We start from the raw sequence: 14,340 nt of genomic DNA, 5'->3' as shown, positions 1-14,340 counted from the left end.
CGTTGGCGTGGCGAGCGCCTTGATGACCGTACCGGCCTCAATCGTCAGCGTCTCGCCGTCTTCCACGTACACGTTGCCGTTCAGGATGTATTCCGTGTCGGCCGTCCAGAACGTGTCGCCCGTAATCGAGGCGTCCGTCACTGTGACCTGCTGGGCAGCGACCGGCAGAATGCCAAACGCCACAATCAGGGTCATCAAAATCAGTACTGTCTTTTTCATGTTCCTTGCTTTGGGATGGGATGGTTTCAAAGTCCGTAGGACACCCCGATGGAATAGGTGCGTCCGAGCCGGTAGCGGGTGGCCGTGTAGCGTTCACCACCCAGTTCGTAGGCCGTGAGGTAGTCGTCGTCAAGCAGGTTCTTGACGGCCACCGACACGGTGACATTGCCGATGAAGGTTTTCGAGAACGTCGCGTTCAGGTCGTTGCGTCCATACTCGAAAATGTTGGGTGTCCCGCCGATGGATACACTGGAAAGTTGTCGGCCCAGACGGTTGAAGCTGAGGGAGGTCGACATGGCGTGTTTCGGTACATCCCAGGACAGAACGGTGTTGAACACGAATTCGGCTTGGCCCTGGAATGGGCGCTCATCGCCGATCTCGAAGCCCGTGGCGAAGTCTTTCTCGCGCTGGGGGACGTCCGTATCGGAGTCGATGACTGCGAGATTGGCACTCACCATGACGTTGGCGAGGTGCCTCCAGATGAAGTCCAGGCGCTTCCGTGCCTCGAATTCGGCACCCAGGATCTCGGCGCGACCCACGTTCTGGAAGGTCTCCTGGTTGTTGTTCGAGACGATGACCCGCTCAATGGGGTCCTGGATGTACTTGTAGAATCCGCTGACGGACACCAGTTCGCCTGGACGCAAGAACCACTCCCAGCGGAGGTCATAATTGGAAATGAGGGACCGCTGCAATTCCGGATTGCCGGCCGTCACGCGACCACCCGCAAAGTCGAAGGCAGAAAACGGTGCTTTCTCACGGAACGTGGGACGAGCCAGGGTCCGCGTCACGGCTGCACGGACGTTCATATTCTCTCCGAGTCCGTAAACCACATTCACCGACGGCAGCCAGTCCCGGTTGTCCAACGTGCCAGGAGCTTTGGTGGAGTCAAAGCTCACGATCTCCATATCCGAATCCTCGACTCGTACGCCCCCGATTACACGAATGCGACGCGTTACCGGTACATCGGCCATCAAATACAGGGCCGCGGTGGTCTGATCGCCGTCGAAGTTATTGGCACGGATGGAGTTGTCACGGATGGTATTGCCGAACTGATACCGGCCCCGGTGATCCGTTCCGACGATCCCGACATTCTCCGGACCAAAGTACTCCGCGATATTCCCATTGAACGCGGAGAACGAGTTGACTCCGCTGACATAGTCGAACTTCCGCTCACGGAACGCCCGGTCCTTCTGGAGCCGAGCCACTCCGGACTTCACGCTGGCACTCCGGGATCCCAGCTTGAACGGCAACTCCAGGTTGAAAGCCATTTCCTGGTTCTCTTCGGACATCGACCGGAAGAGCCGCGTAGGTGGGCTGGCATTGGAGGAACCCAGCACGAGGTCGTAAATCCTGGAGTCGGGATCACCAGGCGTGCGTTCTATGAACTGGTCGAAGAAGAAGCGAAGGTCGGGCTCATCCTGTTCCGTGTTGGTCATCGAGACCAGCCAGTCTGCCTTCAGGTTGCCGATGGGCGCCAACACATGCTCTCCACGCGCCTGGAGTGAAGTCACAAACCGTTCCGTGAATCGGACCGAAAAGGTCTCAAAGGTGACCGTTTCCGGGGAGTTCTTCGGAAACACGCCCTGTTGGATACGTCCCTCATGATCCGTCACCTGCGAACGCATGGCCTGAAGACTGATCTCATGCAGCGGGTGAATCTTGTAAGCGAGACTGCCCATCCCCGACCAGGAAACCTCTTCTTTCCCGTTGTTGTCGACCAGGTCATAGTCGGCATTCAGGCTCTCGACGTTCGGATCCGCACGGTTGTATTGCGCCGTCCGGCCGTCAGCAATGGACGAGAAACCCCGCCCGTAGCTCCCACTCGCAACGAATCCCAGACGCCGACCGAATAATGACGTCTGGTTGCCGAATGTCACGCTGTATGATTGGTCCATGAACGCATCTTGGCGAACCGGAACCATGGACGTCTGGAACGAACGCGAGTACGTATCGAGTATCGTGGCGAGTTCCTCATTGGAGCGTGCCTGAGTGGCGCGCGGAATCTCCAGATCGTCCGCCGTCAACATTTCAGGCAGGTCGCGAAGACCGTCATCAAAACCCCGCCAATCCGTGGTGGACCGTTGGCCGAGGATCAGGTCGTTCCGTCCGGACACGTTCGAGTTGTACGCGGTGGAGGTCGTCACCTTGAACAACAGCTGGTCCGGGAAATTCTTTGTCCGGACGTCCACGCTGCCGCCAGAGAAGTTGCCCGGCTTGTCCGGTGTAAACGTCTTCGTCGTGACGATGTTGTCGAGCAATCCGGTCGGGAAAAGGTCCAGCTGCGTGGCGTTCTTGTCGGGATCCGCACTCGGAAGTGACGCGCCGTTGAGCTGTGCATTGCCGTAACGTCCGCCCAGACCACGCACGATCACGTACTTGGAGTCCTGAACGGACGCTCCCGTAACACGGGACATGGCGCCAGCGGCATCCGACACACCTGACTGCGCCATCATTTCCGCACTGATGGCGTCGCTCACGGCGATGGCCTTCTGGCGGTCCTTGAGCAGCGTGGCTTCGTTGTCCCGGATGGCCCGGGCCTCGACGACCACATCGCCCTCGAGCATGAACGCCTCCGGGGCGAGCGTGGCATCGACCCGGGTAATGTCGCCCGGCAGGATCTCGACGCCCGACACGGTCAGGGTCTGATAGCCGATAAATGAAAATTTGACGGAGTAGGTACCCGGTGGGATACTGGTGACCCGATAGGTCCCGTCGAGACCGGTGGATGTCCCGATCATGGTCCCCTCAAGGAGGACGTTGGCTCCGATCAATTCGTCTCCGTACTCACCGTCAATGACGGTGCCTACGAGCGTTCCTGTCTGCGCATTCGCTTGGCTGCAAAGCGACGGAACGAGAAAAACAGCAAGAAAAACGGCCGTTGCCGCTTTTCTCCAGCTGAATCCTGTGTCCATGGAAGTATCTCTTGTTGCGATGGTTTTGGCTCCATCGGCAAGAGTACTTCCGGTGTGTTACTCCAGTATTAACCCGTCGCCCGCTCCATCATGCGCGTCATGCGGGCAACGAAGTCCTGGGGGCTGTCCAGCGAACCGTCCAGCAGGCAGGCGCCCTCGAACAATTGCTCGACAGCCTGCTCCACCAGTTCCTCCTTCCCCGGCTGCTCGCGGAGCGCGGCCAGATTCCGGATAAGGGCGTGCCCGGTATTGATCTCGAGCACCTTCTTGGCCGACTGGAAGTTCTCGTCCATCATGCGCATCATACGCTCCATCTGGGCATCCATGCCGCTCGAACCGGTCACGAGCGTTGCCGCCGAATCCACCAGCCGGTCCGACACGCGCACGTCTTCGACGCGGTCACCGAGCACCGACTTGAAGCGCTCAATCAGCTTCTTGGCGTCCGACTTGGACAGATCGCCCTTGTCCTTGGCTTTCTTCTTGTCCAGCTTCAGGTCGGACTTCTCCACCGACACCAGCTCGTGGTCCTTGTACTTCGGGATGCCGGGTACAATGAAGGCATCCACGGGCTCGGTCATGAGCAGGACTTCGATGTCGTTGGCCCGGAAATACTCCAGGCTGGGATTGCGTTCCGCCGCTTTCCTGTTGTCTCCCAACACGTAGTAGATTTCCTTCTGGCCCTCTTTCATCCGGTCCACGTACTCAGCCAGCGAGCACAGCGATCCCGCTTCGGTCGCGGTCGACTCGAATCGGATGAGTTCGATGAGCTCGTCCCGGTGCTCAAAATCCGTGGACAGGCCGCTCTTGAACAGCGGGCCGAATTCCCGCATGAACGAGGCGAAGCGGTCCTTGTCGTCGGCCGCCCATTCGCCGAGCATGCCCAGGATCTTGGAGACCAGCGTCTTGCGGATCCTGGCCATGACCGGACTGTGCTGTGTCACCTCGCGGGACACATTCAGCGGCAGGTCCTCCGTGTCCACCACGCCCTTCACGAACCGCAGGTATTCCGGAAGCAGCGCCTTGCAGTCGTCCTGGATGAACACATTGCTGGAATACAGGTGCAGACCGTGTTCGAAATCCTCGCGGTACATGCCCTGCGGCGCCTTCGACGGCACGAAGAGCAGCGAGCGGAAACTCACCACACCCTCCAGGCTCAGATGCAGGTGCCCCATCGGGTCGTCGTAGTTGCCGGAAATGAACTGGTAGAATTCCTTCAGCTCCTCGTCCTTCAGTTCGCTCTTGGGCTTGTGCCAGAGCGCACTGACGGTGTTCACCTTCTCGTCGTCTACGAAGATGGGGAAATCGACAAAATTCGAATACTTCTTGATGATCTGCTGGATGCGCCACGACTTGGCGAACTCCTCCTTCTCCTTTTTGAGGTGGAGCGTAATGGTGGTCCCGCGTGCCGTACGGTCACTGGCCTCGATGGTGTACTGACCACCCCCGTCCGACTCCCAGCGGACGGCTTCGGCATCCGGGTCTGCGCTTCGCGTATCGATAACCACGCGGTCGGCGACCATGAATGCCGAGTAGAATCCAACGCCGAACTGGCCAATGAGCTGCGCATCCACCGGACCATCCTGCTTCTTGAGTTCCTGTACGAACTCAAGCGTACCGCTGCTGGCCACCGTGCCAATCCGGGAAATCAGATCCTCGCGTGTCATTCCGATCCCGGTATCGGTGATGGCCAGGGTGTTGGCCTTTTCGTCGAGCGCGATATCAATGCGCCGCTCGGCGTCGGCGTCCACGATGGTGCGGTCGGTCAACAGGCGGAAACGGGCCTTGTTGAGCGCATCCGATGCGTTCGAGATCAACTCGCGCAGGAAGATCTCTTCGTGCGTGTAGAGGGAATGCACAATGAGATGAAGCAGCTGCTTCATCTCGGCGCGGTATTCGAACGTCTGGGTTTCGGGTGCTTCTGCCCCGGTGGGAGTGGAATCAGTGGCGGACATGGTTCGGGCCGTTCATTTTGGACATTTTTCAGCCCATAGGAACGCCCGAAACGGCGGCCGGTTCAGCCCGTCCGGCGCGAACGACTGGGAGCCGGCACCGCGTGGCGATCCTCGCGGCGGATGCCGGGACGCGACGGTTGCATGCGGGGCAGGGCGTGCAGCAGCGGGTTGTCGTCAGCGTTCCGTTCAGCAGCCGACAGGGCCTCGGTGGCCATGTGCAGCCATTCCCGGAGATCCTTGTCGCGCAACAGGGCACTGGTGACCGTCGCCCGTTCGGACTGCGACAGTTCGCCGGCCATGAAGCCGGCCAATTGGTATTCGTCGATTGGTAAACGCATGTTCTTCCCGTCTATGTGCACAGGAAGTATCGACACGCCGCATACCGAACTTAAGCCCTAATATGAACGCGGAAGGGACTCGTCGGCCAGGATGACGAAATCCCCCAGGCCGGCGTGTTCTTCGGGGTCAAACGCCGAAATGTCCGCAACCGGCTGCACCGACAGGATGAGCGTCTGCGTACCCGGACGGTAGGCCGCCAGGTGTTCAGGGGTGCCGGTGCCGGTTTCCGAGTGGAATCCCCCGACCATGTGCACGACACGGCTGCCCGGGTGGCGCATGAGATGCTCGGCGATGGAGTAGGCCATCGTCGCATCCCACAGGGCCTGGGCCTGGAGCATGTTTTCCATCATCCCGTGCATGGGATTGTCCGCGTCGGCGGCATCGCCCATCACCGCATCCCATTGGGCCCGATACCGTTCGGACGGCTGCCCGTACGGCAGGGGAGCGATATGCGTCCGGGCGTGATCACTGAGCTCGAGCAAGGCTTCACGGCCCTTGCGCGTCACCAGGTTGGCGTAGCGCCGGGGGGCGTTCGCGGCAACCACACGCAGCCCGTTCTCGCGGGCGAACTCGACGAGCGGACGGTAATCCTGCTCGTAGTTGGTCCAGGGGTTCGTACTGGAGCGGAAATGCGACTCGGAAATGTGGCCCGCCAGGTATTCGTCCAGGATGTACTGTTCGTCCCGGGCAATCATTTCCAGGGACAGCGCAGCCGGTCGGTTGTCCGACGCGGCGTGGGCGGCTTCGAGCACCCAGCGCTCCACGGCATGGGCCACGGGATCGTTGTGATGCTCGCCCACGAACACCACGTCTACCATCGGAATGGCCGCCACAATGTCATCGAATGTCGCAGGCGTTCCATCGGAGGTGTAGACGCGGTAGTGGTCGACCGTAACCTCGACGGTGTCGGCGGGGGCCACAAACGCCGCCGAAGCGCTGGCTGGAACCCCGCCGAACAGGGGCAGCCCCACCAACAAGGAGAGCGCCGACATCAGTCCCGTCTCCGGTCTTTGCCGCGACCACCCTTCTCGTCCGACACCTGGTGCAGGCTCTCGTGGTAGGCCTTGTCCAGCAGCATGGCCAGCAACTCCGGCTCTTCGTTGGCCAATTCCTCGGCCAGCGTGCGGAACCGCGTCAGCCGCTCCTTTTCCAGGTTGCTGCGGTCGCGGTACATGGACTCGAGCAGAACCGTGAGGCGCTCGGTCACGCGTTGCTGGACATCTTCCTCGCTCGGAACGTTGTGCTGTGTCATGGGAATGCTGTAGCGCTGGCCGATGGCCAGCAGTTTGCGGTGGTCGTCTATGGTCGTCAAGACAATGGCGGTACCGGTTTTTCCGGCGCGCGCGGTACGACCCGCACGATGCACGTAATACTCCTGGTCCTGCGGGACATCGTACATGAACACGTGGCTCAGGTCGGAGATGTCAATGCCGCGTGCGGCCACGTCGGTCGCGACCAGGAAGCGCAACCGGTTGTCGCGGATCTTCTGCATGACCTTCTCGCGGGCCGCCTGCGACAGGTCCCCGGAAATGCTGTCCGCATCGTATCCGTAGTTCTTCAGGAAGGTGCCCACGTACTCGACTTCGCGCTTGGTGTTGGCAAAGATGATGGCACTTTCCGGATTCTCGAGCTCAATCAAGCGCGCGAGCACCCGGTCCTTCATCATGGCATCGACCTTGTACACGCGATGGTCAATGGCATCCACACTTACATTCCCGGTCGAGAGCGCCAGGAATGCCGGGTTGTTCAGGAATTCCTCCGACAGGTTCCGCACCCGCGGCGGAATGGTGGCGCTGAACATGGCCGACTGGCGCTCTTTGGGCAGGTACCGCTTCAACCGTTGCATGTCGGGGTAGAAACCCATGGACAGCATTTCGTCGGCCTCGTCGAACACCAGGACCTGCAGGTCATCCAGGCGCAGGTTGCCCCGCTGGATGTGGTCCAGGATCCGGCCCGGTGTTCCGATGACAATCTGCGCCCCGTCCTTCAGGGCCTTGATCTGCGGCTCGTAGGCCACACCGCCGTAAATGACCACGCCCGGAATGTCCTGCGTCCCCCGAATGCGTTCGAACTCCTTGTAGATCTGCCCGGCCAACTCACGCGTGGGCGACAGGATGAGGACGCGTGCGCCGCGGTCCCCGTTGGTCAGGATATCGAAGAGCGGCAGCAGGAATGCGCCGGTCTTGCCCGATCCCGTCCGGGATTGCACGATCAGGTCGCGTCCTTCCAGGAGATACGGGATGGCCTGCGACTGCACCGGCATGAGGGACGTCCAGCCGGCGGCTTCCACCGCCTGACGGATGCGCTCCGGCAGGTCCTTGATTTCAATTTCGGGAACGTCCTTTTCGTCCGTTTCCAACGCCTTCTTGGCGCTTTCCGCCACCCGCTCTGCCTGGGCGCGTGAGGTCAGGTCGATGACCTGCGTGTATTTGTTTGCTGACATCGTCTTCGTATTACATGGCCAGGCCGCCATCGACCTGGAGCACCTGACCGGTCACGTACGCGGCCTGATCCGATGCCAAAAACAGTACCGCAGCCGAAATGTCTGCGGGTTGGGCCGCCCGCCCTGCCGGTACCGAACCGAGCATGGCTTCCTTGGCGGCATCATTCAATTGGGCCGTCATGTCGGTCTCGACATATCCCGGGGCCACCACGTTCACGGTCACGCCGCGCGCGCCGAGTTCCTTGGCCAGGCTCTTGGAGAATCCGATGATTCCCGCCTTGGACGCCGCATAGTTCGTCTGACCGGCGTTCCCCATGATACCCACCACGGAGCTCATGTTGATGACGCGTCCGGCCCGCTGCTTCATCATGGGTCGGTATGCCGCCTTGCAGTAGTTGAAAACACTGCCCAGGTTGGTGGAAATGACGGCATCCCAGTCCTCCCGGCCCATGCGCAACATGAGTCCGTCCCGGGTGATGCCGGCGTTGTTGACCAGCACATCCAGACGGCCCCATTCGGAGACCACCTTGCCGACAATCTCTTCGGCTGCCGTGGAATCGGCCGCGTCGGCCTGGAAGGCCAGGGCGCGGACCCCGAGGTCCGACAACTCCTTCTCCAGGGCCGTCGCCTCGTCCACCGACGAGCGGTAGGTGAACGCCACGTCTGCACCCGCACGGGCAAAGGAGAGCACGATGTCGCGGCCAATGCCGCGCGTTCCGCCCGTCACCAGCACGTGTTTTCCAGTGAAATCCAGGGTCATATCAGGTCCTCCAGGGTTCCGATGGCACGGGTTCCGGCATCCTTGCCGAGCGTGCGTTTCACCAGGCCGGACAAGACCTTGCCGGCTCCGATTTCGACGAATTCCGTGACGCCGTCCCGTTGCATGGCCGCCAACGTCTGGGCCCACCGTACGGGGGCGGTCAGTTGCTCCAGCAGGTACTTCTGGATGGCCTCGGGGTCCGAGGTGGGCTCGGCGGTGACATTCAGGTAGACCGGTACCCGGGGCTCGCGGAGTTCGACTTCCTTGAGCCCGGCGGCCAGGCCCGGAATGGCATATTCCATGAGGGGCGAATGGAAGGCGCCCGAAACCGGCAGCGGGATGGCCCTGCGGGCGCCGCGATCGGGGGCGGCTTCGACAACACGGGCCACGGCATCCTCGTCCCCCGAAATCACGATCTGCCCGGGGGAATTGAAATTGGCGGCCTGGACCAACGAGTCGGGACGGGACAGTTCCGCGCAGAGCGCATCGACCGCCGCGTCCTCCATGCCGATCAACGCGGCCATGGCTCCGGGTCGCCGGGCGCCCGCATCGGCCATGAGCTCGCCCCGGAGGCGCACCAGCATGAGTCCATCCTCGAACGTAAGCGCGCCGGCAACGGTGAGCGCCGTGTATTCTCCCAAGCTGTGCCCTGCCACGGCGTGCATGTCGTCCGCGGCATCGTCCATGGCGGCCAGAACGGCCATGGAGTGCACGTAGAGGGCCGGCTGTGTGTTCTGCGTTTCCTTGAGGGCGGCCTCGTCGTCTCCGAACAGGATATCCGACAGGCGGAAACCGAGGACGTCGTCGGCCATGTCGAAGCAGGCCTGGGCCCCGGGATGACCGGCGTACAGGTCCTTGCCCATGCCCGCATACTGGGAGCCTTGACCGGGAAACAGGTAAGCAATCTTCGACATGCGTCAGTCTTCTGTGTTGTAGGCCCAGGACAGGTACATGGAGCCCCACGTGAAACCACCGCCGAAGGCCGCCAGGATGAGGTTGTCCCCCTTCTTGAGGTCCTTCTCCCAGTCGGCGAGGCACAGCGGTAAGGTAGCGGCGGTCGTGTTTCCGTACCGTTCAATGTTCAGCATGACCTTGTCCATGGTGATGCCCATGCGGCGGGCCGTGGCATCGATGATGCGCAGATTCGCCTGGTGGGGTACCAAGTACCGTACGTCATCGCCCGTCAGGCCGTTTCGTTTCATGATGCGTTCCGCCACTTCGGCCATGCCGACGACCGCCTTCTTGAACACGGGCTGGCCGTCCTGGTACAGATAGTGCAGACGCTTCTCGAGCGTGACCGGCGAAGGCGGATTCAGGCTTCCGCCTCCCAGCATGCAGAGCCCGGCCCAATCCTTTCCGTCCACCTCCTCGATGCTGTCATGGATGCCGTCCTTGTCTGCGGACGGTTCGACCAGGACCGCACCGGCCCCGTCGCCGAACAGGATGCACGTTGTGCGATCGGTATAGTCCACGATGCTGCTCATTTTGTCCGCACCGATGACCAGGACCTTCGTGTGTTTGCCGGACTCGATGAATCGGGCCGCCGTGGAGAGCGCGAACAGGAAGCCGGAGCAGGCGGCCGACAGATCGTAGGCCCAGGCGTTCGTGGCGCCCAGGTTTCCCTGCACAATGCAGGCCGTGGCCGGGAAAAACATGTCGGGCGTGACCGTGGCCACAATGATGAGGTCGATTTCCTCGGGACCGATGCCGCGCTTGCGCAGCACTTCCTCGGCGGCCTTCGTGGCCATGAAGCTGGTGGCCTTCTCCGGATCCCGGAGGATGCGCCGCTCCTTGATCCCGGTCCGGCTCATGATCCATTCGTCGGACGTCTCGACGAGGGCTTCCAGGTCCTTGTTCGTCAGGCGGTCTTCAGGCAGGTAATGTCCTACGGCCGTAATGGCCGCGCGAGCGAGCGCCATGATGTTTTCCTGTGGTTTTTGCAGATTGGGGCGATCGTCAGGCAACATCCACGGCTTTCGCAATGGATTCCGTAACGCGATTCCGGACGAGGGCGTCGGCACTCAGGATCATGTTCTTGACCGCATGCGCAGACGACCCGCCATGTCCGATGATGACATTGCCATCGACACCCAGGAGGGGCATGCCGCCATATTCTTCGTAGTCGAACCGGTCCTTGACGCCCTTCAGTGCCTTGGCCACGATGGCCTGCTCTTCCGGGGGCATGCCGAGACGCACCATTTCGGCGCCGATCATCCGGGGCAGGACCGAGGCCACACTCTCGCCGAACTTCAGCAGGATGTTGCCGACGAACCCGTCGCACACGACCACATCCGCCGCGTGGCGGAGCAGGTCACGCCCTTCGATATTGCCGACGAATCCGAGACCCGTGGCGGCCGTCAGGGCTTCATGCGCCAGTTTCGCGGTTTCGTTGCCCTTGCCGGGCTCTTCCCCGATGTTCATGAGCGCCACCTGGGGGTCCGCAACGTCGAGCACGCGCTGGGCATAGATCCGGCCCATCCAGGCGAACTGGACCAGGTGTTCGGGCTTGCAGTCCACGTTGGCACCGACATCCAGCAGGATGCAGGTTCCTTTCAACGTGGGGTAATACCCGATGACACTGGGGCGGGAAATGCCTTTGATGCGTCCGAGCAGGAACAGCGAGGCGCCCATGACGGCCCCGGTGTTGCCGGCCGAGACGAACGCCTGGGCTGCACCCGCCTTGCACAGACCGAGACCCACGTGGATGGACGACCCGGTCTTGGTCTTGATGGCCGTAGCCGGCGACTCGTCCATGCCGATGACGTCGGGAGCGTGGTGCACGCGGATACCGAGCGCACCTTCGGGATCGTGCTGCTCGAGCAGGGGGGCGATCACGCTCTCCGGCCCGACCAATATGGGTGCGATGGTGTCGGGGTGCTCCCGGACAACGCGCACGGTACCCTCAATGACTACGGAAGGGGCGTGATCGCCCCCCATGGCATCGATGGCAACGCGTGTGGGCATGGTTCAGCAGCGGAAAGTTGAGGAGGCCTAAAGCGATTCGGCGCGCTCAACGACCTTCCGGCCGCGGTAATGACCGCAATTCGGGCAGGCCCGGTGCATGAGCTTGGTCTCATTGCAGTTGTCGCAGGCCATGGTGGTCGGCGCTTTCAGGCGACCGTAGTAGACGGCGCGGCGTGTGCGTGAACGGGCTTTGGAGTGTTTCCGTTTGGGATGTGCCATAACTGGTCGGGGTTGTTTACGGGTTGGACTCTTCGCCCTGGTCCCGAAGCTTCTGGAGCGCAATCCAACGGGGATCGGGCTCCGACTCTTCAGGCTCGCCGAATACGGTGGGTATTTCAGCGTCTTCCGCGCCCGGTGCGATTTTCCGCACCGGAACGGCCAGCAGCAAGGTGTCCCGTACTATGTCGGTGAGGTCGATTTCCTCATCCGTCGCGTGGAGCGGGCGGATGTCGTCCTCATCGGTATCAGGATCAATGGACTCCGGCGGCACGAAAAGCACACCGTAGGAGCCCTCAATATGTTTGGAGAACAGCACGAGCGTTCGATCGCACCGCAGGACGGCCGTTGCCGAGACCTTGACGGAAACCAGCATGCGCGTTCCGGAATAGTCCATCCGGACATCCGCACGGATATCCTTGAACGCATCCGGATCGACGTCCAGATCCGCTGCCGTCGGTTCGAGCGTACGCTCGTGGACCCCCGGCTTCATCGATCGGATGTCGATACGCAACATGTCAGGCGCTTGGTCTACAGCATGGATCCCACGGTGCAGACTTCCGTCGTGCACCTACAGAACATCCAATATACGCCAGTCCCGTTCCCGATAGCAACGACACCAGCCCTCTGAAAACACCGAAAAGCGTGTGAAGGAACCCCTGCTCTTGAATTTCGGACACCGCTTCACTACACTCCCGAGGCATGTGGATAACCTGTGGACAGCCGGTGTGTACGGACCGTCCGTGCAGGCTGGACGCACGGCGTGTCTGCACGATCATCCGGGGGCGGGGTATCTCTCGTGAACCCGCAACCACTTGTTATACAAGGTTTTGCAGGCTTTTCGACATGTCATCCGTGTGAACCCGGCTCCGGAATCCCGGGCCGGCTCCCTCCTCTGGTCGGGAATTCGCACGGCACGGTGCATTGTGGGGAACCCGTTTACAAGGGACCTCAGCGCCCAAGGCGTTGCCGCACGGTGGGTTGCCTGTCATGACCAGAGTTTTTACTGAAACGTAAATCATCCTCCCGACTGCGGGTCAACATGGAGCGTACCGCGGAACAGGTCTGGAACGAGTGCCTGGAGATCATCCGGGACAACGTCAGTGGACAGAGTTTCCGCACGTGGTTCCTGCCACTCCGGCCCATCCGGATGGAACAATCCGACGGCGTCGCAGAGCTGACCATCCAGCTCCCCAGTCGCTTCTACTTCGAGTGGCTGGAGGAGCACTACTTCACGCTGCTCCGCAAGACCATCACGAAGGTCCTGGGCGAATCGGGCAAGCTCTTCTACGACGTACAGATCCACAAGGAGGACGTCGCCCAGGGCGTCGAAGGCAAGACCATGCATCTTCCGGCGCGGAAGCCGGCCAATGAACCCCGGCCGGTCACGGGGTTCGCGCCCCGGAAGACCGATGGCGGCATTTCGAACCCGTTCGTCATTCCCGGTATCCGCAAGGTTCAGGTGGACAGCCAGCTGAATGCCAACTACACCTTCGACCGGTTCATCGAGGGCGATTGCAACCGATTGGCCCGCAGCGCCAGCCTCGCCATCGCCCAGCAACCCGGCAGCACCAGCTTCAACCCGTTCCTGCTGTATGGAGGGGTGGGGCTCGGGAAGACGCATCTCATCCAGGCCATCGGAAACTACATCCGGGCCAATCAGCCGGGTGACACGGTCCTCTACATCTCAAGCGAGCGTTTCACGAACGAGTTCGTGCAGGCCATCCAGCACAACCGGGTCAGCGATTTTTCCATGTTCTACCGGCAAATCGACCTGCTCATCATTGATGATGTCCAGTTCTTCGCTGGAAAGGAAAAAACGCAGGAGGAGTTCTTCCACATTTTCAATGCCCTGCACCAGAGCGGCAAACAGATCGTGCTGTCTGCGGACCGGGCGCCGCGGGACATCCAGGGCATCGAGGAACGGCTGCTGTCCCGGTTCCAGTGGGGACTGTCGGCGGATCTCCAGGCACCGGACTTCGAAACCCGGATGGCCATCCTGCGGCGCAAGTCCATCGAAGACGGCATTGACATTGCCCACGATGTGCTGGAGTTCATTGCGCGCAACATTGTCAGCAACATCCGCGAACTGGAGGGGGCCCTCATCCGCTTGCTGGCACACGCCACGCTGCACAACCGGGAGATCGACCTGGACCTGGCCCGCGAAGTGCTCAAGGACCTCATGGGCGACTCCCGGGTCACACTGACCATCGATCAGATCCAGAAAATGGTCTGCGAGTATTTCAACATTGCCGAAGACCTCGTACGCGCCAAGACCCGGAAACGGGAAGTGGTGCAAGCCCGGCAGGTGGCCATGTACTTTTCGAAGCAACTCACCCCGCATTCCCTCAAGACCATCGGCCTGCATTTCGGGGGGCGCGATCACTCCACGGTCATCCATGCGAACCAGAGCGTGGAGAACCAGATTGAGACCGACGCGGCCTTCCGGGACGTGATCGAGGAAATCCGTCACAAAATGGACGTCCGATCAGGGTAGACATGGCCGCAGCGGAACGTTAACTTGCACCATCCTGT

The 14,340-nt window shown here is 61.3% G+C and carries 13 protein-coding genes; 1 reads left to right on the top strand and 12 read right to left on the bottom strand.

Annotated features, from left to right (window positions below; genetic code table 11):
• The 12 genes from RIE53_10925 to RIE53_10870 form a co-directional block, all read right to left on the bottom strand.
• Window positions 1–219 (bottom strand): hypothetical protein (locus RIE53_10925; GenBank protein MEQ9105198.1); only part of this gene is annotated, 219 nt, incomplete at its 3' end.
• 26 nt (window positions 220–245) lie between these two features.
• Window positions 246–3,131 (bottom strand): TonB-dependent receptor, encoded by a 2,886-nt coding sequence (locus RIE53_10920; GenBank protein MEQ9105197.1) that lies wholly within the window; start codon window positions 3,129–3,131, stop codon window positions 246–248.
• Window positions 3,132–3,199: 68 nt separating this feature from the next.
• Window positions 3,200–5,083: a molecular chaperone HtpG gene (gene htpG / locus RIE53_10915; protein MEQ9105196.1), complete on the bottom strand. Its 1,884-nt coding sequence runs from the start codon at window positions 5,081–5,083 to the stop codon at window positions 3,200–3,202.
• Between the two features lie 62 nt (window positions 5,084–5,145).
• The gene (locus RIE53_10910; protein ID MEQ9105195.1) at window positions 5,146–5,421 is read right to left on the bottom strand and encodes a hypothetical protein; all 276 of its coding nucleotides are present in this window, start codon (window positions 5,419–5,421) and stop codon (window positions 5,146–5,148) included.
• A 57-nt stretch (window positions 5,422–5,478) separates the two neighbouring features.
• Entirely contained in the window at window positions 5,479–6,414 is a 936-nt protein-coding gene (locus RIE53_10905; protein MEQ9105194.1) for a ChaN family lipoprotein, read from the bottom strand.
• Complete coding sequence (locus RIE53_10900) at window positions 6,414–7,865, bottom strand: DEAD/DEAH box helicase (protein ID MEQ9105193.1); 1,452 nt, start codon at window positions 7,863–7,865, stop codon at window positions 6,414–6,416. Before RIE53_10900 ends, RIE53_10905 begins: the two co-directional genes overlap by 1 nt.
• A gap of 10 nt (window positions 7,866–7,875) precedes the next feature.
• A complete protein-coding gene (gene fabG, locus RIE53_10895; protein MEQ9105192.1) occupies window positions 7,876–8,625 on the bottom strand; it encodes a 3-oxoacyl-[acyl-carrier-protein] reductase in 750 nt (249 codons plus the stop codon).
• Window positions 8,622–9,539, bottom strand: coding sequence for an ACP S-malonyltransferase (gene fabD / locus RIE53_10890; protein MEQ9105191.1), 918 nt, complete (start codon window positions 9,537–9,539; stop codon window positions 8,622–8,624). The genes fabG and fabD overlap by 4 nt, the downstream gene beginning before the upstream one ends.
• Window positions 9,540–9,542: 3 nt before the next feature.
• Window positions 9,543–10,544 (bottom strand): beta-ketoacyl-ACP synthase III, encoded by a 1,002-nt coding sequence (locus tag RIE53_10885; GenBank protein MEQ9105190.1) that lies wholly within the window; start codon window positions 10,542–10,544, stop codon window positions 9,543–9,545.
• Between the two features lie 37 nt (window positions 10,545–10,581).
• Window positions 10,582–11,589 (bottom strand): phosphate acyltransferase PlsX, encoded by a 1,008-nt coding sequence (gene plsX, locus RIE53_10880; protein MEQ9105189.1) that lies wholly within the window; start codon window positions 11,587–11,589, stop codon window positions 10,582–10,584.
• 27 nt (window positions 11,590–11,616) lie between these two features.
• Window positions 11,617–11,808 carry a 50S ribosomal protein L32 gene (rpmF, locus tag RIE53_10875; protein ID MEQ9105188.1) on the bottom strand — a complete coding sequence of 64 codons (192 nt, stop codon included), beginning with the start codon at window positions 11,806–11,808 and terminating at the stop codon, window positions 11,617–11,619.
• 16 nt (window positions 11,809–11,824) lie between these two features.
• The gene (locus tag RIE53_10870) at window positions 11,825–12,322 is read right to left on the bottom strand and encodes a DUF177 domain-containing protein (GenBank protein MEQ9105187.1); all 498 of its coding nucleotides are present in this window, start codon (window positions 12,320–12,322) and stop codon (window positions 11,825–11,827) included.
• A gap of 525 nt (window positions 12,323–12,847) precedes the next feature.
• Between RIE53_10870 and dnaA the strand changes: the two genes are divergently transcribed.
• Window positions 12,848–14,302 (top strand): chromosomal replication initiator protein DnaA, encoded by a 1,455-nt coding sequence (dnaA, locus tag RIE53_10865; GenBank protein MEQ9105186.1) that lies wholly within the window; start codon window positions 12,848–12,850, stop codon window positions 14,300–14,302.
• Window positions 14,303–14,340 lie beyond the last annotated feature (38 nt).

The organism is Rhodothermales bacterium (assembly GCA_040221055.1).
In the GTDB taxonomy this organism is placed as follows: Bacteria; Bacteroidota; Rhodothermia; order Rhodothermales; family UBA10348; genus 1-14-0-65-60-17.
The sequence above is the reverse complement of the archived record's forward strand: the minus strand, read 5'-3'. Positions and strand labels throughout refer to the sequence as shown.

Bases quoted from the DNA above. Each gene is read 5' to 3' on its own strand.
- RIE53_10920 (MEQ9105197.1), bottom strand. From the start codon at position 3,131: ATGGACACAGGATTCAGCTGGAGAAAAGCGGCAACGGCCGTTTTTCTT.
- htpG (MEQ9105196.1), bottom strand. From the start codon at position 5,083: ATGTCCGCCACTGATTCCACTCCCACCGGGGCAGAAGCACCCGAAACC.
- RIE53_10910 (MEQ9105195.1), bottom strand. From the start codon at position 5,421: ATGCGTTTACCAATCGACGAATACCAATTGGCCGGCTTCATGGCCGGC.
- RIE53_10905 (MEQ9105194.1), bottom strand. From the start codon at position 6,414: ATGTCGGCGCTCTCCTTGTTGGTGGGGCTGCCCCTGTTCGGCGGGGTT.
- RIE53_10900 (MEQ9105193.1), bottom strand. From the start codon at position 7,865: ATGTCAGCAAACAAATACACGCAGGTCATCGACCTGACCTCACGCGCC.
- fabG (MEQ9105192.1), bottom strand. From the start codon at position 8,625: ATGACCCTGGATTTCACTGGAAAACACGTGCTGGTGACGGGCGGAACG.
- fabD (MEQ9105191.1), bottom strand. From the start codon at position 9,539: ATGTCGAAGATTGCTTACCTGTTTCCCGGTCAAGGCTCCCAGTATGCG.
- RIE53_10885 (MEQ9105190.1), bottom strand. From the start codon at position 10,544: ATGGCGCTCGCTCGCGCGGCCATTACGGCCGTAGGACATTACCTGCCT.
- plsX (MEQ9105189.1), bottom strand. From the start codon at position 11,589: ATGCCCACACGCGTTGCCATCGATGCCATGGGGGGCGATCACGCCCCT.
- rpmF (MEQ9105188.1), bottom strand. From the start codon at position 11,808: ATGGCACATCCCAAACGGAAACACTCCAAAGCCCGTTCACGCACACGC.
- RIE53_10870 (MEQ9105187.1), bottom strand. From the start codon at position 12,322: ATGTTGCGTATCGACATCCGATCGATGAAGCCGGGGGTCCACGAGCGT.
- dnaA (MEQ9105186.1), top strand. From the start codon at position 12,848: ATGGAGCGTACCGCGGAACAGGTCTGGAACGAGTGCCTGGAGATCATC.